This window comes from Caproiciproducens sp. LBM24188, from assembly GCF_054130445.1.
Window position 1 is genome coordinate 768,135 of record NZ_CP196862.1, and the last position, 21,482, is coordinate 789,616.

General features: G+C 53.5%; 19 protein-coding genes and 1 other annotated feature. Of the genes, 10 read left to right on the forward strand and 9 right to left on the reverse strand.

The genetic code is table 11. The features are described from left to right. Nucleotides 1–68 precede the first annotated feature (68 nt). Nucleotides 69–539 (reverse strand): MarR family winged helix-turn-helix transcriptional regulator, encoded by a 471-nt coding sequence (locus ACSVDI_RS03470; protein WP_457944768.1) that lies wholly within the window; start codon nt 537–539, stop codon nt 69–71. Between the two features lie 250 nt (nt 540–789). Between ACSVDI_RS03470 and proC the strand changes: the two genes are divergently transcribed. From proC to ACSVDI_RS03505, 7 genes are all read left to right on the forward strand, one after another. Beyond that, nucleotides 790–1,584, forward strand: coding sequence for a pyrroline-5-carboxylate reductase (gene proC / locus ACSVDI_RS03475; protein ID WP_457944770.1), 795 nt, complete (start codon nt 790–792; stop codon nt 1,582–1,584). 228 nt (nt 1,585–1,812) lie between these two features. Continuing rightward, complete coding sequence (gene recQ / locus ACSVDI_RS03480; RefSeq protein WP_457944771.1) at nt 1,813–3,996, forward strand: DNA helicase RecQ; 2,184 nt, start codon at nt 1,813–1,815, stop codon at nt 3,994–3,996. A 92-nt stretch (nt 3,997–4,088) separates the two neighbouring features. Further along, nucleotides 4,089–4,385: a DUF2087 domain-containing protein gene (locus ACSVDI_RS03485; RefSeq protein WP_457944773.1), complete on the forward strand. Its 297-nt coding sequence runs from the start codon at nt 4,089–4,091 to the stop codon at nt 4,383–4,385. Between the two features lie 68 nt (nt 4,386–4,453). Then, nucleotides 4,454–4,689: a binding site (T-box leader), on the forward strand. A gap of 80 nt (nt 4,690–4,769) precedes the next feature. Beyond that, complete coding sequence (gene ilvB, locus ACSVDI_RS03490; RefSeq protein WP_457944774.1) at nt 4,770–6,440, forward strand: biosynthetic-type acetolactate synthase large subunit; 1,671 nt, start codon at nt 4,770–4,772, stop codon at nt 6,438–6,440. Between the two features lie 12 nt (nt 6,441–6,452). After that, nucleotides 6,453–6,944 carry an acetolactate synthase small subunit gene (gene ilvN, locus ACSVDI_RS03495; protein WP_457944775.1) on the forward strand — a complete coding sequence of 164 codons (492 nt, stop codon included), beginning with the start codon at nt 6,453–6,455 and terminating at the stop codon, nt 6,942–6,944. 108 nt (nt 6,945–7,052) lie between these two features. Beyond that, nucleotides 7,053–8,252, forward strand: a complete 1,200-nt coding sequence (gene ilvA, locus ACSVDI_RS03500; RefSeq protein ID WP_457944777.1) for a threonine ammonia-lyase — start codon at nt 7,053–7,055, stop codon at nt 8,250–8,252. A 32-nt stretch (nt 8,253–8,284) separates the two neighbouring features. Next, nucleotides 8,285–8,659 carry a RidA family protein gene (locus ACSVDI_RS03505; protein ID WP_457944779.1) on the forward strand — a complete coding sequence of 125 codons (375 nt, stop codon included), beginning with the start codon at nt 8,285–8,287 and terminating at the stop codon, nt 8,657–8,659. 166 nt (nt 8,660–8,825) lie between these two features. Here the strand turns inward: ACSVDI_RS03505 and ACSVDI_RS03510 are convergent, their stop codons facing one another. Then, the gene (locus ACSVDI_RS03510; RefSeq protein ID WP_457944781.1) at nt 8,826–9,659 is read right to left on the reverse strand and encodes a putative ABC transporter permease; all 834 of its coding nucleotides are present in this window, start codon (nt 9,657–9,659) and stop codon (nt 8,826–8,828) included. Nucleotides 9,660–9,751: 92 nt separating this feature from the next. Beyond that, nucleotides 9,752–11,122, reverse strand: a complete 1,371-nt coding sequence (locus ACSVDI_RS03515; RefSeq protein ID WP_457944782.1) for an oligosaccharide flippase family protein — start codon at nt 11,120–11,122, stop codon at nt 9,752–9,754. Between the two features lie 150 nt (nt 11,123–11,272). On the opposite strand from ACSVDI_RS03515, the gene prmA reads away from it, so the two are divergent. Both prmA and ACSVDI_RS03525 read left to right on the forward strand, forming a co-directional pair. Continuing rightward, nucleotides 11,273–12,193 (forward strand): 50S ribosomal protein L11 methyltransferase, encoded by a 921-nt coding sequence (gene prmA, locus ACSVDI_RS03520; RefSeq protein ID WP_457944784.1) that lies wholly within the window; start codon nt 11,273–11,275, stop codon nt 12,191–12,193. A 160-nt stretch (nt 12,194–12,353) separates the two neighbouring features. Continuing rightward, the gene (locus ACSVDI_RS03525; RefSeq protein ID WP_457944786.1) at nt 12,354–12,851 is read left to right on the forward strand and encodes a VOC family protein; all 498 of its coding nucleotides are present in this window, start codon (nt 12,354–12,356) and stop codon (nt 12,849–12,851) included. A 56-nt stretch (nt 12,852–12,907) separates the two neighbouring features. Here ACSVDI_RS03525 and pheA read toward each other — a convergent pair whose 3' ends face one another. The 6 genes from pheA to aroF all read right to left on the reverse strand — a co-directional run bounded on the left by pheA (nt 12,908) and on the right by aroF (nt 19,506). After that, entirely contained in the window at nt 12,908–14,041 is a 1,134-nt protein-coding gene (gene pheA / locus ACSVDI_RS03530) for a prephenate dehydratase (protein WP_457944787.1), read from the reverse strand. Nucleotides 14,042–14,171: 130 nt separating this feature from the next. Then, nucleotides 14,172–15,248 carry a chorismate synthase gene (aroC, locus tag ACSVDI_RS03535; RefSeq protein ID WP_457944789.1) on the reverse strand — a complete coding sequence of 359 codons (1,077 nt, stop codon included), beginning with the start codon at nt 15,246–15,248 and terminating at the stop codon, nt 14,172–14,174. Next, nucleotides 15,226–16,464: a 3-phosphoshikimate 1-carboxyvinyltransferase gene (aroA, locus tag ACSVDI_RS03540; protein WP_457944791.1), complete on the reverse strand. Its 1,239-nt coding sequence runs from the start codon at nt 16,462–16,464 to the stop codon at nt 15,226–15,228. The genes aroC and aroA overlap by 23 nt, the downstream gene beginning before the upstream one ends. After that, nucleotides 16,457–17,542 (reverse strand): 3-dehydroquinate synthase, encoded by a 1,086-nt coding sequence (aroB, locus tag ACSVDI_RS03545; RefSeq protein WP_457944793.1) that lies wholly within the window; start codon nt 17,540–17,542, stop codon nt 16,457–16,459. The genes aroA and aroB overlap by 8 nt, the downstream gene beginning before the upstream one ends. Beyond that, nucleotides 17,542–18,378 carry a prephenate dehydrogenase gene (locus ACSVDI_RS03550; RefSeq protein ID WP_457944795.1) on the reverse strand — a complete coding sequence of 279 codons (837 nt, stop codon included), beginning with the start codon at nt 18,376–18,378 and terminating at the stop codon, nt 17,542–17,544. Before ACSVDI_RS03550 ends, aroB begins: the two co-directional genes overlap by 1 nt. Nucleotides 18,379–18,480: 102 nt before the next feature. Further along, complete coding sequence (gene aroF, locus ACSVDI_RS03555) at nt 18,481–19,506, reverse strand: 3-deoxy-7-phosphoheptulonate synthase (RefSeq protein WP_457944797.1); 1,026 nt, start codon at nt 19,504–19,506, stop codon at nt 18,481–18,483. 509 nt (nt 19,507–20,015) lie between these two features. On the opposite strand from aroF, the gene ACSVDI_RS03560 reads away from it, so the two are divergent. Continuing rightward, nucleotides 20,016–21,374, forward strand: a complete 1,359-nt coding sequence (locus ACSVDI_RS03560) for a sensor domain-containing diguanylate cyclase (RefSeq protein ID WP_457944799.1) — start codon at nt 20,016–20,018, stop codon at nt 21,372–21,374. Nucleotides 21,375–21,482 lie beyond the last annotated feature (108 nt).

Sequence of the window (21,482 nt, forward strand, 5' to 3'; positions counted from 1 at the left end):
CGTAAGTTGGATTTCCGTTTTGTTTTTCAAGGAAAGTGGCAGAACCTTCTGCTTGAAAGATAGGTTTATCAAGAATTACCATCCCTTGCTTCTATGATGTTGTTGATCACTCGATGAAGAAAGTCGTGCAGCTGAACCTGCTCTGCGGAAGAAAAACCCTGGATGATTAGTTTTTCCTCCATCTTTCTTTCGTTCAGAATCACTTCGAAAAGGTTGTGGGCCTTCTGTGTTTCGGTAACGATTTTGGCCCTTGCATCCGTTTTGCTGGTGGTTCTTAAAATAAATCCGCCTGCTTCCAGGTAGTTTAGCGCACTATTGATGGTGGATGGGCGAAGGTTGAATTCCTCCTCAATATCGTGCTGTGTGATTTCTTTCCCTTTGTTGAAGCACAAGAAAGTGAGAATGGCAGCCTGTTTTCCCGTGATTCCATGCGGTTCGTACAGCCGGTTCCGGTATAGTGCCAGGTGGTGGGCAATTCCCGCCAGAAGGAACGAGTTGCTGTCTTTAAAGGAAGTCAAATCTTCGCTTTTGTTTTTCACAAACGGGACACCGCCTTTCCGTGAAAATTGAAAATACTTAGATATAGAAAAGTTAGAATTCTAAACAAATATAGCACGATTGCATTTTATTGTCAACGAGAACTTTTATGACTCCATACTTTCGCGCATTACATTGACAGATTGCTCTCAGTCAGTTATCATATGGTTACCACAATGGCATTTCTTATCAATCTATCCCGCCGTCCTGTGTTCGTCCGTGGACGACCGGAAACAAAGGAGCATCCACAGCATGAAACTGGGGTTTATCGGATGCGGCAACATGGCGTGCGCCATGATGGGCGGCATCATAAAAAATCAGGTTCTTAGCGCGGAGAAAATTATTGCATCCAATTTGGGTCGTGCCCCGCTGGAACGCGCACAGCGGGAGCTTGGCATAAAGACTGCGCAGGATAACCGGGAAGTGGTTCGGCAGGCGGAAATTGTAGTTCTTGCCGTAAAGCCGCAGGTTTATGAAACCGTTATTCGCGAAGTGGCGGAAACGGTGCGGCCGGAGCAGGTCATCGTTACCATTGCGCCAGGCAAAACGCTGAACTGGCTTGCGGAAACGTTTGGCAAACCGGTCAAACTGGTGCGCACCATGCCGAACACCCCAGCCTTGGTGGGGGAAGGCATTACCGCGGTTTGCGCTAACGAATCCGTTACCGCTAAGGAACTGGAGGAAGTCTGCCGGCTTCTGCGCGGGTTTGGCCGCACCGAGGTGATTCCGGAGCACCTGATGGATGTGGTGGTTTCGGTAAGCGGCAGTTCCCCGGCGTATGTTTTCTTATTCATCGAAGCCATGGCCGATGCCGCTGTGGCGGACGGAATGCCCCGGAAGCAGGCATATGAGTTCGCGGCGCAGGCCGTGCTGGGAAGCGCGAAGATGGTGTTGGAATCCGGAAAACATCCGGGTGAGCTGAAGGATATGGTCTGTTCCCCCGGGGGTACCACGATTGAGGCAGTGCGCGTACTGGAAGCGAAAGGCTTCCGCAGCAGCGTGATCGAAGCGATGAAAGCCTGCACACAGAAGGCAAAATCCATGTGAGCCCATATGGGGTACAGAAAAACAGCCCGTGAATCTTCACGGGTTGTTTTTCTGCAAAGGGACTTTTGGGGCGGAATATGTTATAATACATCATACATAAAACCGGCAACTCTTTTTCTCCGTTGGAACCGCTTGCCAAGAAATTTCAACCGCTGCGGTTTCTTGTTTCGAAAGGAGAAAGCGATTGTAATTGGTAGTCATTATTAATAGAAACATGGAGGACGCATTTTGGACAAACTCGGCGCGCTGAAGCAGTATTTCGGCTATGACTCTTTTCGAAACGGACAGGAAACGCTGGTGGATGGACTTCTTTCCGGCCGGGATGTATTTGGGGTGATGCCGACGGGCGCGGGAAAATCGCTGTGCTTTCAGCTTCCGGCGCTGATGCTGGAGGGCATTACGCTGGTGATTTCCCCGCTGATTTCCTTAATGAAAGATCAGGTGTATTCGCTGAACCAGGCGGGAATACGGGCAGCTTATCTGAACAGCTCCCTTACACAAGGGCAGTACCGGCTGGCGCTGGAGCGTGCGCGGGAATACACCTACAAAATTATTTATGTTGCGCCGGAACGTTTGCTGACGGAAGAATTTCAGGAGTTTGCCCGGCATGTGAAGCTGGCCATGATTGCTGTGGACGAGGCGCACTGCGTTTCCCAGTGGGGGCAGGATTTCCGCCCGAGTTATTTGAAAATACGTGAGTTTACGGACGGGCTTCCCGTGCGCCCGGTGATGGGCGCGTTCACCGCCACTGCGACCGAGCAAGTGCGCAGCGATGTGGTGCGTCTGTTGAATTTGCGCGACCCGGTTCAGGTTTCTACCGGATTTGACCGCAGCAACCTGTATTTTGAGGTGCAGAAGCCACGGGATAAGTTTTCGGCGCTGCTGAAATTACTGAATGAAGCGCGGGAGCAGTGCGGAATTGTGTACTGTTCCACGCGCAAAACGGTGGAAGAAGTGTGCGACCGCCTGAACGCGGAGGGCATCCCCGCTGCCCGTTATCACGCCGGGCTGAGCGACCGGGAGCGCCGTGAAAGCCAGGAGGACTTCCTTTTTGACCGCGTTTCCGTCATGGTGGTGACCAACGCGTTCGGAATGGGCATTGACAAATCTAACGTGTCTTTTGTCATCCATTACAATATGCCGAAGGATATGGAAAGCTATTATCAAGAGGCGGGGCGCGCTGGACGTGACGGTGAGCCCGCACGATGCACTCTGTTTTACAGCGGGCAGGATGTGCGAATCAACCAATTTATGCTGCAAAACGGTCGGGATAACGAAGAGCTGGACGAAGCGACCCGTGCGCTGATTTTGCAGCGCGACGAGGAACGGCTGAAAAAAATGACGTTTTACTGCTTTACCGACGACTGCCTGCGCGCTTACATCCTGCGGTACTTCGGGGAATCCGCGCCGGGGTACTGCGGCAACTGCGGCAGCTGCTGCGCAGACACGGAGGAAACGGATATTACGGAGGATGCGCGGAAAATTCTGGCTTGCATTCAGCAGTCGGGTGAACGGTTTGGCGCGGCGATGCTTACGGAAATTCTGCGCGGCGGGGGAAACGACCGCATTTACCGGTATGGGCTGGACGCCCTGCCCGTTTACGGCAGCCTGAGCCGCCGTACGGAACAGCAAATCCGTGCCGAGCTCCGTTATTTGGAGGGGAATGAATATGTGTCTACTTCTCAGGATGAGTACCGGGTGCTGGGCTTGACCGGAAAGGCGGAAGAAATTCTGCGCCGCGGCGAAACGCTGCGGATGCGTCTGCCAAAAGAAACACAGCCTGCGCTGAAAAAGAGCAAGGCAGCAGCCCCGCAGGGGCCGGTGGACACCCGCCTGTTCGAGCGGCTGAAAAAACTGCGTGCCAAAATCGCGGGGGCGCAGGGCGTTCCCGCTTACGTGGTGTTTTCGGACGCGACGCTGCGCGGCATGTGCGCACGCCTGCCGCGCACCCGGCAGGAATTGATGGAGGTCAGCGGCGTTGGCGCGGAAAAGGCGGCGCGCTATGGGGAGCGTTTTCTTGCCGCGATAGCAGAGGAAGAGGCTCCCAATCCGGCACCGGCCGCAATTCCAGAGGAAGAGAAGTTCCAGCTGAGCGAAGAACAGAAAGAACAGCTCATTTTCCTCGACGAACCGGTTCCGGTCAGCTTTCTAACGAAAAAAATCGCTTCCGTAACGGGCGGCGCGTACAAAGTTTCCGCCGTTCGGGTGACCAACTGGCTGCTGCGGCAGGGTTATCTAATGGAGCAGCACACAGCGGGCGGCAAAATGCGCGTGGCCTCCGATTCCGGCCGGAAAATCGGGATTCTTACCGAGGAGCGGGAAAGCGAATCCGGGGAAGTGTACCGCATCAATTTGTACGACAGTACGGCACAGCGTTTCCTTCTGGATCATCTGGGGGAGATTCTTTCCTAACGGCCGTAACTTGACTTTTTGGATGAGAATGGTAAAATCGAAACAAATATCTCCTGTCATACAACAGGACAGGGAAGGGACGGTTACAAGGAATGGATGATTTTTCAGTAACACCGGAAGAGGAAGAGAAAATTTTGAAGAACTGCTTCAGCTCGCTTGACCCGCTGAAATTGAAGGTATTTTCTTCCAAGGCCAAGAAAAAAGCGATCATTATCAAAAAAATCGCTGGTCAGTTTGAGGCGGGGAAAACCTATACGGAGATGGAGGTCAACGGAATCCTCAAGCAGATTTATCCGGAGGATTTTTCCACCCTGCGCCGCGGCCTGATTGAAGCGGGTTATCTGGACCGCAAGCCCGACGGAAGCGCCTATTGGGTAAAAGAAGCATAAAATATAAATTTTATTTAATGCTTGACAACGCTAAAGAAATTGAATATTCTATATATTAATAGGATAAGTGAAATGCGCAGATGGGGACGGAATGCGGATGTCCCGTTTTCAGAGAGCCGCCGGCAGGTGCGAGGCGGTACGGAGTTTGCAGGAGATCACCCCGGAGCAGGCGGCTGAACGGTAACTAGTAGGCTCGCTCGGGTTCTTCCCGTTATCAAAGAGTGCATTGTTGGATGCATACAGAGATGCCGCTGCGGCGGTGAATTAGAGTGGTACCGCGAAGCTGATAGCCTTCGCCTCTATGTTTAGAGGCGAAGGCTTTTTTGTTTTCGATGCATCGGCTGTTTGGCCGGAAATTTTAAATAGAATTAGGAGGATAAGGAAATGCTTTTGACAGGAGCGCAGATTGTCATGGAATGTCTGCTCGAACAGGGCGTGGATACGGTGTTCGGCTACCCGGGCGGTGCCGTGCTGAATATTTACGATGCCCTTTATGAGTACCGGGACAAAATCCGCCACATCCGTACCGCGCATGAGCAGGGCGCGGCACATGCCGCCGACGGGTACGCCCGCTCCAGTGGGAAAACGGGCGTCTGCATCGCAACCAGCGGACCCGGCGCAACGAATCTGGTAACGGGCATTGCCACCGCTTACATGGATTCCGTTCCGATGGTGGCGATTACCGGAAACGTAAGCAGCGATCTTTTGGGGCTGGACAGTTTCCAGGAAGTTGATATTACCGGAATTACCATGCCGGTAACCAAACATAACTTTTTGGTCAAAGACGTGGATAACCTTGCCGATACCATCCGCCGGGCATTCCGCATTGCCAATACCGGGCGCAAGGGCCCGGTACTGGTGGATATCCCCAAGGACCTGACGGCGAAACGGTGCGAATACACCCGTTCTGAACCGCTTGCACTGCCGAAAACTGCCCTGCCCAAACCGGAGCGGCTGGAGCAGGCATTGGAAATGATTCGGAAAAGCGAGCGGCCGTTCCTCTATGCGGGCGGCGGCGTGGTGGCGTCCGGGGCAAATGACGCACTGAAAGACTTTGCCGAGCGCATCGACGCCCCGGTTTCCTGCTCGCTGATGTGCCAGGGCGGCTACGACCAGACGGATGCCCGCTATATCGGCATGCTGGGCATGCACGGAACCAATACGTCCGCCTTGGCCATTAAAAACTGCGACTTGCTGATTGCCGTCGGCACGCGCTTTTCCGACCGCGTGTTGTGCAATGCCGGTTTGTTCGCGCAGCATTGCCCAATTCTGCAAATCGACATTGACGCAGCGGAATTCAATAAAAATATCGACGTGGATTTAAGGCTGCATGGGGATGCAAAGGAAGTCCTTACCTGCCTGAACGAGCAGCTGACCCCAGTCCGCCATAGCGAATGGATGGGCATGATTCAGGGCTGGAAAGCACTTTATCCGTTGGAGCAAAAGGCGCCTTCCGACGAGGCGGTGACCCCGAAGGAATTGATGGAAACGCTGGACCGCCTGACCGGTTCCGAAGCGATTATTGCGACGGAGGTCGGCCAACACCAGATGTGGGCCGCCCAGTTTTACCGCTTCCGCCATCCGCGCCAGTTTATTAGTTCCGGGGGACTCGGCACCATGGGCTTCGGCCTTGGCGCGGCGCTGGGTGCGCAGGTGGCCAACCCTGATAAACGGGTGGTGAATATCGCGGGGGACGGCAGCTTCCACATGAACTGCAACGAGCTTTCAACTGCGGCGCAGTACCGGATTCCCGTTATTGAGCTGGTGGTCAACAATACCGTGCTCGGCATGGTGCGCCAGTGGCAAAAGCTGTTTTATGAAAGCCGTTTTTCCCAGACGGACTTGGACCGCGCTACCGACTACGAAATGCTTGCCCGGGCTTTTGGCGTAAAGGCGCTCACTATTCGTACCAAGAGCGACATTGAACCGGTGCTGAAACAGGCACTCGCCCTGAACGAACCGGTGCTGATTAACTGCTATATCGACCCCGACCTGAACGTGCTGCCCATGGTTCCCGCGGGCGGCTGCGTTGAAAAACCGATTCTGGAAATGTGAGGAGGTTCCGTGATGAGCAACCAAACTGGAGAAAAAGAATATATCCTGTCCGTGCTGGCTCGCAACAATCCGGGCGTGCTGCTGCGCATTTCGGGGCTATTCAGCCGCCGCTGCTACAATATTCTGAGCATTGTTGCCGCGCAGACGGAAAATGCCGAATATTCCCGAATTTTGATTGTGGTTCTGGGGGATGACCGCATTGTGCGTCAGGTGGATAAACAGCTTAGCAAGCTGGAGGACGTGGAAGACGTAAGCGTTTTGGACCGTGACCGAGCCGTTGTGCGGGAGCATCTTTTGATGAAGGTGGAACGCACCCTGCAGAACAGTGAAAAGCTGGTAGAAATCGCTAACGTGTTTCATGCAAATATTCTGAACGTGGAACCGGATTCCATGATATTGGAGTTGACCGGCGACGCGGCATCCATCAACTCGTTTATTGAGCTGTATAATCCGTACCATGTGGTGAAAATTTTGCGAACCGGAACCATGGCAATGATGAAATAGAACCGACCATTTCAACCGCTGAGCTCCGCCCCTTGCCGGAAAACACCCGGCAGCCTTCGCGCCGAATCAGTGGGGAGCAAATCAAACTGACTGATGGGGGAATAAAAAATGCTGACACTGGATAAAGTGTATCACGCCGCTTTTGTTTTGAAGAATGTCATTCGCACTACGGATTTAATCAGCGCACCGCTGATCAACCCGGAAAGCCAGATTTACCTAAAAACAGAAAACCTGCAGATTACCGGTTCCTTTAAGGTGCGCGGTGCGTACTATAAAATTTCACAGCTTTCCGATGAAGAAAAGAAAAAAGGCGTCATCGCCTGTTCCGCCGGCAACCACGCGCAGGGGGTGGCGCTGGCGGCAGCAAAAAACAAAATCCGTTCGCTTATCTGTATTCCTGACAGCGCACCAATTTCAAAGGTAGAGGCCACCAAAAGCTACGGGGCGGAGGTGTGCCTGGTTCAGGGCGTTTACGACGACGCGTTCCAGAAGGCGTGCGAACTTCAAAAGGAAAGCGGCGCAACCTTTATTCACCCCTTCAATGACCCGGATGTCATTGCGGGTCAGGGTACAATCGGGTTGGAAATTCTCAATCAGCTCCCGGAAGTAGACGCGGTGATTGTCCCCGTGGGCGGCGGCGGACTGATTGCTGGCGTGGCCTTTGCGGTAAAGTCGCTGAACCCGAACTGCAAGGTGTACGGCGTTCAGGCCTGTGGCGCGCCGAGCATGGCGCAGGCGCTGGAAAAGCACAAGGTGGAAGCGCTGCAGAATGTTTCTACCTTTGCGGACGGCATTGCCGTTAAGTGCCCCGGCGACCTGACCTACGAGCTTTGCAGCAAATATGTGGATAAAATCGTAACGGTAACGGACGATGAAATTTCCACTGCCATTCTTACGCTGATTGAAAAACATAAGATGATCGCAGAGGGCGCGGGCGCAGTATCCGTGGCGGCGGCCATGTTCAACAAGGTGGATGTAAAGGGCAAAAAGGTGGTCTGTCTGCTTTCCGGCGGCAACATCGACGTGACTATCCTTTCCAAGGTAATTAACCGCGGCCTGCTGAAGGCTGGGCGTTCCAGCGACTTGACCATTGAAATGATCGATAAACCCGGTCAGCTAAAGGAAGTTTCCGCACTGATTGCCGACCTTGGCGCGAACGTGGTAAGCGTGCACCACGAACGCGGGGGCGAAAACACGGGCATTAACGCCTGCACGCTGCGCATTCGCATGGAAACCAGGGATTGGCAGCATGTGCAGCAGATTCGGGAGGCTATCACTGGCGCGGGATACACGATTTTAAATCCATAAAATTTATTTTTATGATAAAGGAAGGGTTTGTTATGTTTCAGGTGATTTCCACGAAGGATGCGCCCGCCGCAATCGGGCCGTATTCTCAGGCAATTGTTGCAAACGGTATGGTTTTTGCTAGCGGACAGATTCCGATTATCCCGGCAACGGGCGAAATCGCCGAAGGGGATATTACGGCTCAGGCGGAGCAGGTGATGAAGAACGTTGGGGCGATTCTGTCGGCGGCGGGAACGGATTACAGCCATGTGGTAAAAACGACCTGTTTCTTGGCAGAAATAGCTGATTTTGCGGCGTTCAACGCCGTATATGAGAAGTATTTTACCGGAAAGCCAGCCCGTTCCTGTGTGGCTGTAAAACAGCTGCCGAAAAATGCGCTGGTTGAAGTCGAGGTAACTGCGGTTCTTTAAAACGGCCGGCGCTTTCCCTGTGCTGCCGCTCGAAAAGTCCGTGGAGAATGCCGCTGCCAGTGGGGCCACAACGGACAATGAAACAGAAAGGCGCTGCAAAATGAACCTGGATTCATTTTGCAGCGCCTTTCCTGATTCCTCTTTTTATGTTTGCAGGATTCAAGATTTACCGGCGCGTGATTCGCTGTGCCCGTTCGGTAATTGATCGTTTTAAACGCTGTAAGGACTCGTTGTTCTGAATGGAGGTCATCGTCGGGAATGCATCAAGCAGGCGGCGCTGAATCCGCTTGCTGGTGCTCTCCAGTTTATCCATCTGTTCAAATAGGGCCGTAAAGCGGGACTTTGCGTCTTCATCCAACAGCCCGGAAAACGCAAGGCGAATGCTTTCCACGGTTTCCTCTTTCGCCAAAGAAGCGCGCTGGCGCAGTTCGTTCAGGGAGGCGCGCTGCTTGATTTCGTTTAGAATCTGCTGCAGCTCGTCCAACTTTCCGTTCAGCTGATATACCGCGTTGACGGTAATCGCGGTGTCAAACAGGAAATAGACCGCCAGAACGGCATCAATTGTCATCAGCCCATTTTGCGGGATGTAGTCCAGCAGACTCACCAGCGCAGGGTACACGCACCGAACACCGACCACGCACATGACCCCGAACGCAAGTGAATTCCCCAGACAGATGCGCCCATGAAGATTGCATCTGCGGTGGCTGTAGTCCCAGTATTTCGTGTGGAAAAGCTTTTCCAGAATGGCACCCGTCAGGTATTCCACCAGTGTGGTAATGAATACGCTGGCTGTATAAAGCAGAATCAAATGATTTTGGAACGGCATCAGCGTGACGGTAACAAGAATACCGCCTGCTCCATAAATCGGGCAGAATGGGCCGTTCAGAAATCCGCGATTGATAAATTTATGTTCTGGAATCGAACAGACAATGCTTTCCGTCAGCCAACCGATAAAGCTGTAAACGGAAAACAGAAAAAACAGAACCCAAATATTCTCCATTCAACCCCTCCGTTCGTTAAGGTAGAAATCAGCTTGATCCGACAGAAAGCAATGGTAGAATGGTTATAGTTTAATCGGTTTAAAACGGTTTGTCAAACCCCCGAAAATAAAATCCGGCGCGCCAGAATCAGTACGTAATAAAGCAGTGCCGCGGCGACCGCAGGGGTGAGAATCCAGCCGGTAATATCCACTTCCAGCGAGGTAACTTTCAGCAGGCGGTTGATGCTGAGCGATGCGTTGAAAATCTCGCTTAAAAACAGAATGGCAATGTACGCTTTCATACCGGCGGCAGGAATGGTGGTTGCAACCAGCAGCACGCGCATAATAGAATCGGTAAAGTTATAGGTCATGGAATAGAACTGCTGGTCCAGCCCTTTCAGCATGCCGTCCACCACACTGTCAAGGTACATCAGCGGAACAATGGGGGCCATTACCCGCAGAAGCGTGCCCGCCTGCGTGTTGTGGTAAAACGCCATGCCAAGGTCGTCGGCAAATACAATCAGCAGCGTTGTTACAAAGAAGGAAAATGCCAGCGTAAAACGGATGGAGCGGGCGGCGGCCCGCTGAATGGTTTTCTGGTTTCCAGCGGCGTTTGCCTCGGCCATTTCCGGTACCAACAGCACGGCCAGCGAGCTGAGGAAAGCCGAGGGGAAAAGCAGAATGGGCATGACCATGCCCTGCATTACACCGTACTGTGCGAGGGAGGATTGGGCGTCGGAACCATTTTTCCGCAGCCCCCTCGGAATTAAAATATTTTCCACACTTCCGAACAGTCCCCGCAGGAAAGTTCCGCCCAGTACGGGTGCCGCAATGTGGATAATGCGCCCAAAGACCGGTTCGGCCTTTCGCTTCGGGAAATTCTTTCTGCGGATGAAGATGCGGTACAGCAGGACCATATAAAGGAAAGAGATTACTTCCCCAAGCGTGGAACCGAGCATGAGCGCTTCCATCGGGCTGACCAGCTTCAGCAGAATCAGGGTTGCACCGATGGTTGCGGATTGCTCCAGAAAATCGCCGCAAACCGGTACCACCGTATTGCGGATGGCGATAAAATACCCGCGCAGGCAGGCGCATACGGAAATAAACGGCAGACCCGGCATCAGCAGGCGGATGGGGTAGGCTGCCGGCGGGCTGTTTATCCATTTTGCGGCGATGAAATCTGCGCCGAAAAAAAGAACCGCACTTGCCGCAAGACTGAGGGAAAGCGCGCATCCAAGGCATAGCCGCACGGCGTGGCGGGTTCCATGCCCCTCCGCGACCAGCCGTGTGACCGCAAACCCAATGCCGGAGGTGCACAAAATAATGCCGAGCGCAAAAATGGAAAAAATGAGCTGGTACAGCCCCATGCCGCTCGCACCGATCAGGCCGCTGATCAGGGTGCGGAACCAGATGTTGAACAGGCGAATGATAACCGAACTGACGGTAAGGATAACAGCGTTGTAAAAAAATACGCGATTTTTCATTTGACATACACCTTTAAACCTTTATAGTCAAATGTATTCGCGTAAGGGTTGAAATAAGTCTATAAATTTGAAAGGATTTGCATTATAATAGAGTTCGCATCAAAAAACCGGGCGGAACGTTCCGGTCAGCGACGAAAGGATGGACAATTAATGGATTGGACGGAAGTAACCGTAACGGTGGACGCCGCAGAAATCGACCGCGCGAGCGATATTGCACAGATGGTGGTACCGTACGGGATTTATATTGAGGACTATTCCCACTTGGAGGAAGAAGCGAAGGAAATCGCACACATTGACCTGATTGACGAAGAGCTTCTGAAAAAGGACCGCACCAAGGCGATGGTGCATGTCTACATCAGCCCGGAGGAAAGCCCGGCAGAGGCCATTGCGTTTTTGAGCGAACGGTATAACGCAGAAGGAATCCGCCACACCATTACCACCGCAAACTGCGTGGAAGAGGACTGGATTAACAACTGGAAAAAGTACTTTAAGCCGATTCCGGTGGGGGAAAAGCTGCTCATCCGCCCCACTTGGGAAGAGGAGTATGAGGCCGACGACCGCGTGGTGCTGAATCTGGAACCTGGCCTTGCGTTCGGCACAGGCACGCACGAAACAACCCGGCTTTGCATGGAACTGCTGGAAAAAACCATTCAGCCCGGCATGGATGTGCTGGATGTGGGCTGCGGAAGCGGCATCCTTTCCGTAGCCGCCCTGCTGCTGGGGGCGCACAACGCCGTTGGGGTGGACATTGACCCGCTCGCGGTAAAGACCGCCGTACAGAATGCGGAGCGCAACCAGGTTCAGGAACGCTTTACCGGAATTTGCGGGGACCTGACCGAAAAGGTCAACGGCAGGTTCCACGTAGTGGTTGCGAACATTGTGGCGGATGTGATTGTGAAACTCACGGAAGACATCGAGCAGTTCCTGTTCCCGGATTCCGTGTACCTGATGAGCGGAATTATTGACACCCGTGAAGCAGACGTACTGCGCGCACTGGAAGGCAAATTCGAGGTTTTTGACCGCAAAACCGAACGCGGCTGGGTGGCCCTTGCCGCAAAGCTGAAAAAATAGCGATAAATAAGATAAAACGTTGTCCTGTTTCTTGTGCGATCATATGTATACGGTTGTATATTGTTAGGAGATGCGGGAATCTCATCATTTCACCGTCGTTCGCAATGGAGAGCATATTGATCGGCGTTGCGAAAGCTGTGAATTTAAAGGGTGGTATTTTATGGATTATCAAATTTCCATTCATTCGCTCTATATCTGTGTTAAGGACATGGAGCGTGCTGTCCGCTTTTACGAGGAATTTTTGGGGCAGAAGGCAGATACACACGACCCTGTGTTTTCGGTTTTTTCCATTGGGGGATTCCGGTACTGCCTGTTTCAGCCGGATTTGATGGGCGAAACCGCCGTATGGGGCGACAACTGCCTGCCCAGCTTTGAAACGAACAATATCGAAGCTGTCCGGAAAAAGGTCATCGAAATGGGAAGACCGATAGTTTTTCCGCTGAAACAGATCGGTGATAACCTTGTATTTGAATTTACGGATTCCGAAGGCAACGACATTGAGGTTTACAGCCCGCAGGCACAAGAGCCCCTCCTGCTCGAAAGCGGAACTACACAATGCCCTTGTAAGCGTGTGAAATGCCCGCGTCATGGAAAGTGCACCGAATGCATGGAACACCACAGTACGAAGAAAAGACCGCCTTACTGCAAACGAAAATAAAAAAGCACCAGCCTGCGGACATTTGTTTTCCGCAAGCCGGTGCTTTTCAGCCGGTGTTATAAGTTGGATTCATATTCCACATAATTCCCCAGAAAAGAAAAGCGCGGCAGTTCATCGTAAAGCGATAAAATCAGGTTTTGTGTGGGCTCTTCCCGAATATTACCAGTAAAGTCCAGATAAAAGTCGTATTCAAAGGTCCGGTTGGCGATCGGGCGGCTTTCAATTTTGGTCAGGTTCAGGCCCGCCACCGCAAAGCGGGAAAGAATCTTGTAGAGCGAGCCGGTCTGATGCGGCAGGGAAAAGCACAGGCTGATTTTCCCCGCGGATTTCGGAATCACCATCCTGCGGCTGATGACGATGAAGCGGGTGCAGTTGTTGGCGCTGTTCTGAATATCCCGCTCCAGAACCCGCAGGCCGTATTGGGCTGCCGCTTGTTCGGAGCAGACGGCGGCAATACCGGGTTCGTTCCATTGGGCAACCATCTGAGCGGCGCGCGCGGTGCTGCTGAATTTTACCGGGTTTAAGTGATGCATCTCAATATATTGGGAGCACTGTGCCAGCGCTTGCGGATGTGAATACACAGTTTTAATCTCTTCGGGGTTGCTTCCCTGTGTGCAGGCAAGGCAGTCATGCACCCGGAGCGTGATGGCCGCGGCAATGTAAAAACGGTATTTTAGAATCAGGTCATAAACTTCGCTGACCGAACCGGCGGAAGAGTTTTCCACGGGGACAATGCCAATGTCGGCGTCGCCGCTTTCTACCGCGGCGAATATTCCGCTGAAATGTTCAAAGAAAAGAGGGTTTGCGTCGGGATAAAGTTCCATGGCCGCTTCGTGAGAAAACGAACCAATTTCACCCAGGCAGGCAATTGTGTCACACTTCTCTAGTGCGGGGTCTGCCGCTGCAATCTGGCTGCGAAGCACATTTCCGGTGCCAAGCAGCGCGTGCTGGCGCGCCCTGCTCAAATCCATCAGTGTGGAGTAAAGAATGCGCGCTTCGTTCCCGTATTTTCCGGCGTCTTTTTCCGTGCGGTTCAGTATTTCTTGTTCACGTTCCGGGTCGTAAACGGGAAGGCCGCCCTGCCGTTTGATTTCGGCAACCTGTTCCGCACACTTCATGCGCTTAATCAGGAGAGGCAGCAACTGCTCGTCAATGGAATCAATTTCCGTTCGAATTTCATCCAGCGTCATTTTATGCATCCCTCAGTTTTAAATTATTTATATTCAGATTATTATGGATTCGTTTGCCAACGGGGTTCCGGCGGGACGAAAATCAGTCCCGCCTTTTTGACAATGGGAACACTTTTATTGGAAAGCAACCCTATAGTACCATATCTAGCAGCGCTATCGCAGCGGCGGCTTCCACCACTGGAACGGCGCGCGGAACAATGCAGGGGTCGTGGCGGCCATGTACATTCAGCTTGGTGTTTTTGCCTGTCTGCAAATTCACGCTGTCCTGTTCGCGGCCGATGGATGAGGTCGGCTTGAACGCGGCGCGGAACACGACCGGCATACCGGTGGAAATTCCGCCCAGAATTCCACCCGCGTGGTTTGTCTTAGTGTGGATCTCGCCATATTCCGTGATTTCATACGGGTCATTGTTTTCGCTGCCGTGCAGCTGCGCCGCGCCGAACCCGGCGCCGAACTCCACGCCCTTGCACGCCGGAATACCGAACAGCATGGAGGCAAGCATCGGCTCGATTCCGCCGAACAGCGGCCCGCCGATTCCGGCGGGCAGGCCGATGACGGCACATTCCACCACGCCGCCCACGCTGTCGAGCGCAAGGCGCGCCTGCTCTATGACTTGCCGCATTTCAGCTTCTGCCCCGGCACGCAGGACGGGAAAGTAAACCGAAGACAAACGGCGAATCAGCTCTTCCGGAATCTGCACCGGGTCAAAGGCGTCGTCCTGAACCGTAGAAATGGAAGCAACGTGCGCGCCGATGAGAATGCCCCGCCGTTCCAAAATCTGGCGGCATACGGCGCCGGCAAACACAAGCGGGGCGGTCAGCCGTCCGGAAAAATGCCCCCCACCGCGGACATCGTTGTACCCTTCATAGCGGACAAACGCGGGGTAGTCGGAGTGACCGGGCCTTGGCACAATATCGAGGTTTCCATAGTCGCCGGACTTGGTGCTGGTATTTTCGATGATGGCGCAGAGCGGCGCCCCGGTAGTTTTTCCGTTTAGCATACCGCTTAAAACGGTGGGAAGGTCGGCTTCCCTGCGCGGCGTGCTGGAGCGGTCCCGGCCCGGGGCGCGCCGAGCCATTTGCAGTGCGACGGCGTCAAAATCAATGGGTTCCCCTGCAGGCAGGCCGTCCAGCACTACGCCAATCGCTTTTCCATGGCTTTCCCCGAAAATCGATATTTTAATCTTATTCCCCCATGTGGATGACATTGGCTTTCCCTCCTAATGCTTGAAAATCCTGAAAAAATGACGGGTAACTTTTTCGAATGCTCTGCGCGTCGGTAATCGTCACGGGCGCGTCAGCGTTCAATGCCGCTATGGAGAGTGCCATTACCACGCGGTGGTCGTTATACCCCAGTGCCGAACCGCCGCGCAGACGCGGCACGCCCTCAATCAGCAGGCCGTCCGGCAGTTCCGTAACCCTGCCGCCCAGCCGGTTCAGTCCGTCCGCCATGGCGGCGAGCCGGTCGCTTTCCTTGATGCGCAGGCGCCGCGCGTTGTAAATGCGGGTTGTTCCCCCGCACAACGCTGCGGTGGCTGCCAGCGCGGGAACTAAGTCCGGAATCTGCGCCGCGTCGATTTCGACGCCGTGCAGATTCCCCGGGGAAACGGAAAGAAGCGTTCCCTCCCAGTGTACATTTGCCCCGAACGCATGGAAAAGCGTTTCCGCCGCGCGATCTCCTTGTGCGGAAGCAGGGTTCAGTCCCTCCAGCGTGATAGAGCCGCCCAGCGCGCCCGCTGCGAGGAAAAACGCGGCCTGGGACCAATCACGCTCCACACGGTATTCCCGTGTGCGGAAGGTTTGGTTCCCCGCAACGTGCCAGCCGTTTTCCGTTCGCTCCACGGCAATGCCGAAGTCGTGCAGAATTTCCAACGTCATGTCCACATATCCCGCGCTTTCCAGCGGAGAAGTTAAAAGCAGCTCGCTGTCGCCGTTCAGCAGCGGAAGGGCGAGCAGCAGTCCGGTAATAAACTGGGAACTGATGTTGCCCGGAACGGGAAACGTTCCGGGGCGCAGCTGCCCATGAATGGTCAGTGGAAGTCCCCCGGCGGTCGTGCACGAAACGCCGTGCGCTGGAAGGCACTCGGCATACACGCCGATCGGGCGTTCCGGCAGCCTGCCCCGGCCGGTGAATTCCGCCGGGATGCCGAGCGCCGCCGCGACCGGAATCAGGAAGCGGAGGGTGGACCCGGATTCCCCGCAGTCAATTTGCAGTGTGCCGCCGCGGTAAGCGCGGATCTCCTGCATGGCGCGCAAGGTGGTTAAAATGTCCTCGCTCAGCGGTTCTTCCTGGGAAAACGGTGCGGCTGCGCCCGCAAGAGCGGAACAAATGATTGCGCGGTGCGCGGCGCTTTTGGAGGGCGGGGGAAGAATCCTGCCGTTCAGAACGCCGGGCTGTATGGTGACCGTTTGGTTTTCATTCATGCCACATACCGTCCTTTAGCCCGCAGAACTTGGAAAATTCTTCTCTGCTGTAGGTTTGAATCAGGCTGCTGCCGATTTCTTTCAGCAGGATTACGCGGAGGGAATGCCCGTTGCTTTTCTTATCGACCGCGGTCGCTTCAAAAATCTTTTCCAGCCCCATTTCATCACAAACCGGCAGTTGGTACTTTTGCAGAACCTCGGCAATCTCATCCGCAGTGCCCGGTTTGGTCAGGCCCGCTTTTTCGCTCAGCCGGGTCATCATCACCATTCCGATGCCGACGGCTTCCCCGTGGGACAGCTTCCGGAAGTCATACAGCTTTTCCAGCGCGTGGCCGAACGTGTGGCCGAAGTTCAAAAGCATACGCTCGCCGGTGTCCAGTTCGTCGTGTTCCACGACTTCTCGTTTGATATCGACGCAGTCGGTAATCATTTTTTCCAGAAATTCCGGGTCGGAACCCACGTTTTCCCCGGCAGTGCGGAGCAGGTCGAACAGCGCGCGGCTTTTAATACAGCCGTATTTCACCGCTTCCCCCATCCCGTCAGAAAAATAGCGCGGGGGCAGTGTGGCAAGCGTCTGTGGGTCGATCAGCACCAGGCTTGGCTGGTGGAACGCGCCGACCAGATTTTTGCCCTGCGGCAGGTCCACACCGGTTTTTCCGCCCACGGAGGAGTCAATCTGCGCTAGCAGGGAAGTGGGAATTTGAAGAAACCGGATGCCGCGCAGAAACGTAGCGGCGGCAAAGCCCGCCATGTCGCCGGTAACGCCGCCGCCCAGCGCCACAATAAAGTCGCTCCGGGTGAACCGGCTGTCCGCCAGCGCGCAGTAAATCTGTTCCACCACCGACAGCCGCTTGGATTGCTCCCCGGCTGGGAAGGTGAACCGGAAGCACGAAAATCCGTTTTGTGTCAGCGCGTGTTCCACCGCATCGCCGTAAATCGGCAAAACATTCGTATCGCCAACGATCATGGCTTTTGCGCCAGCGGGGAACAGCTGCCCCGCGTGCATGCCAACTTGATTTAGACAGCCGCTTTCAATCCTTATTTTATAAGGATGGGAGGTTTTTACCGTCAGTTCCATTATTCACCAAGCCTTTCTTTTACCAGTCTGCCCTGCCGCAGGAGGGAACGCAGCGTTTCCGCATCGCTGCGCGCCACCGCGTCCTTAATTTCTGTAATATGGCCGATTAGGGTATCCAGCTCTTCCGTCAGGTGTGTTTTGTTATCGATAAACAGCTCGGTCCAGAGCGTTTCATTAATATTTGCTACCCGGGAAACGTCGCGGTAACTGCCGGCGGAGTACCCGTTGTGCTCCGGGCAACGCGGGCTCATCACATAAGCGCATGCGAGCACATGGGGGAGCTGGCTGGTAAACGCAATCATGCTGTCGTGGTGTTCCGGCGTGGTCACCACCGTGCCGCCGAACCCAAGTTCCACGGCAATCGCTTTCAGCAGGTCCACGGCCTGTGCCGGGGCACCGCAGGGGACAATCAGGTAGCTTGCGCCCAAAAACAGGTCCGCGTCGCTTGCCGAAAAGCCGTTTTGCTCTTTTCCCGCCATGGGGTGCCCGCCCACAAAGGAAAATCCGTTTTCTGCCGCGATTTGGGGCAGCTTGGAACAGATTGCCGACTTGATGCCGCAGGTGTCCGTAACCAGGCATCCGGGACGGATCAGGGAAAGATGCGCGGTGACAAAATCGATATCCGCCTGTGGGTAGAGACACAAATACAGCACATCTGCGCTGCGGATGTCATCATCCGTTCCGATTTTATCGATGGCACCGATTTCCAGGGCGGCTTTCAGCACCGATTTGTCCCGGTCGATTCCTACCACCGAGCATTCACTATACTTTTGGAACGCTTTCGCGAGCGATCCTCCAATCAGTCCCAGCCCCACAATGACGATATTTTTTTTCACGCGGCATTCCCCCAATCTGATATTTTGTAAATTCTCTTCGGTTTTTCGGCACGTTGCCGATATATCTGAATGTTGTGAACCATTATATCAGATTTTAACGCTTTAATCTACTACTCTTCCAAAGCTTTTTGCCACCGCCTTAACCCGCTGTGCCACTCGGTCAAACTGATCCGGTGTCAGGGACTGTGCGCCGTCCGAAAGGGCCTTGGAAGGGTTGTTGTGTACTTCAATAATCAAACCGTCGGCACCTGCCGCAACGGCCGCGAGGGCCAGCGGTTCCACCAGCCAGGAGATGCCGGAAGCATGGCTTGGGTCGACCACAACCGGAAGGTGGGAAAGCTTTTTCAGAATCGGTACCGCCGAAATGTCGAGCGTATTCCGGGTGTAGGTTTCATATGTGCGGATTCCACGTTCACACAGGATGACCTTGTCGTTTCCGCCCGCCATAATGTATTCTGCGCTCATCAGCAGTTCCTCAATGGTGTTGGAAAGACCGCGCTTCAGCAGAATTGGACGGTCGATTTTTCCCAGTTCCTTCAGCAGTTCAAAGTTCTGCATGTTCCGTGCGCCCACTTGGATGATGTCAACCCCGTCTTTTAAAAACAGTTCGATGTGGCGCACGTCCATCAGTTCTGTAACAATCGGAAGCCCGGTTTGCTTTTTGGCCTCCATCAGCAGTTCCAGTCCTTCCGCTTTCAGCCCCTGGAACGCATAGGGCGAGGTTCTCGGTTTAAAGGCTCCGCCGCGCAAAAACTGTGCGCCCGCCGCCTTGACCCGCTGCGCCACACCGCAGATCTGTTCTTCGCTTTCTACCGAGCACGGCCCGGCAATCAGGGCAAGACCGTTCCCGCCGATGCTCTGCCCGTTGGGAAGTGTAATAATGGTATTGTCCGGGTGAAACTTCCGATTCGCTTTTTTGTAAGGCTCCTGAACCCGCTTTACGCTTTCCACAATTTCCTGTGCAGCGACGGAATCAATATCAATCACGGAAGTATCCCCAATCAGTCCTAGTACGGTGCTCTGGGTTCCTACCCAGGTGTTTACTTTAATGTGGTATTCGTTTTCCAGTGATTGGGCAAACTCCTCGGTCTGTTCTGTGGTACACCCCGGTTTCAGTACGATAATCATGTTTCATTCCTCCAAAAATTTTTCGGTTGTGCTGTGGGTAGGTTCCCCAGAACCGCGTCAGCGGTTCGACATGAAAGTGTAAAAAAATAGCGGAGCTGACATCAGCTCCGCTAAAAATATCAACCGTTTTTCAGTGCCCAAAAGGTGGGCGTATCCGGCTTGATTTTTTCACACGTAAAAGCTTGCAGTCAGTTTCATTGCATGCACGAAAAGCCCACGCCAAAAATAGCGGGGGTAACCATAACCTGTAAATCGTGCAGTAGCGGCAATGAAGCTCATCGCAATACTCCTTTAATAATCTTGTTTAAAATGGTAATACAGAATGACTTCTCTGTCAATATTGAACGGGGATAATTTTAATAATTATTTTATAATTAACAAATTACACCAAAATGGTGATAAAACTCAAGTAATAATTGATTATATTATCAAATTTTGTTAGAATAATACTAGAGAATGAGTACAGGATATCTTATGCCGTATTTCACAAAATGTAAAGGAGCCAAAGTATGCACGACGCCTCGTCACCTCCGGTCCGCTTGGAAACCATATCGGATTTCCTCGCGAGCGGAATCCTATGCTGCCGGCACGACGCAAATTTGACAATTACATATGCCAATCGAAGTTTTTACCGCATGCTGCAATATCAGCCCGGGGAAATTCAGTCGCTGTTGGGCGGCGAAACGGGCGGTGTTCTGCGCGATACTTCTGCTGCCGACTGGGACGCACTGGGGGATGAGCTCCGCCAGGGCGGCTTTGCTGACCACACTTTGAAGCTGTACCCAAAAGACGGACACCATATTTGGGTGTCTGCACGCATTGGGCTGATGCGGCCCGAGGAGGCGCGCGGGGAGGAATATTTCTGCATGGTGTTAAACGACATTACGCAGGAACGGCGCAGCCAAAAGCTCCAGCAGGAGCAGCTTGAGGCAATCCGGCGTGCGGAATCGGAGCTGGCCGAAAGCGAGCAGCGTTACCGCATTATTATGGAACAGGCGGCGGATCCCATTTTCGATTACGACCTCAAAACAAAACGAGTTTACTGCTCGCCATCTTTCCGGCAGCGATTTGATTTTGAAATTAATGGCGGAAATTATTTTGAAAAATTGCGAAATACGGATTTTATTTATGAGGAGGACCGCCCGCGTGCCCTTGCCAATCTAAGCGCGGCGCTGCACGATGGCCGGGACACCCACATTGGGGAATATCGTCTCAAAACAAAATGCGGCCGTTACTGCTGGCACCGGGTGCGCGGCACGATTGTTCGGAGCGACGGTAACGGGTCCGTGCGCCTCATCGTCTTTTTCACCGATACCGACAAACAGAAGCGCGAAACGCTTCGTCTGCGGGAGCAGGCGGAACGCGATCTTTTGACCGGACTTTACAATCACGTGACCACCACCGAGCTGATCGACAAGGCGATTTTAGAGAGCAGCCCGGAACAGCGTCATGCACTTTTTGTCATCGATATTGATAACTTCAAAACCGTAAATGACAAGCTGGGCCACCTTTACGGGGATGAAGTGCTGGAAGAAATCGCGCTTAAGCTGAAAGAGCAGTTCCGGGAAGAGGATGTGGTAGGAAGAATCGGGGGCGACGAATTTGTGGTATTCCTGAAAAACATACCATCCCAGAAAATTCTGTCTTTGAAATCCCGAATTCTGAACGACCTGTTCCGTGGAACCCAGTCGGACGGCAAAGTTGTCTGCCCGTTTTCCTGCAGCGTTGGGGTGGCGCTTTACCCCAGGGACGGCAGGAATTACCACGAGCTGTTCCACAAGGCAGATATCGCTATGTACGCAGCGAAACGAAGCGGCAAGGATCGGTTCCGTTTCTATTCGGAAGACCTTGAAACTATAGAAGAATAAGGATTCGGGCGGCGTGAATGGCCGCCCGAATCCAATAAATAAATCGGAAACCAACGCATTTTTACAAAAGCCCGCGGCTGTAAAACCGCGGGCTTTTGCTGTTATGTT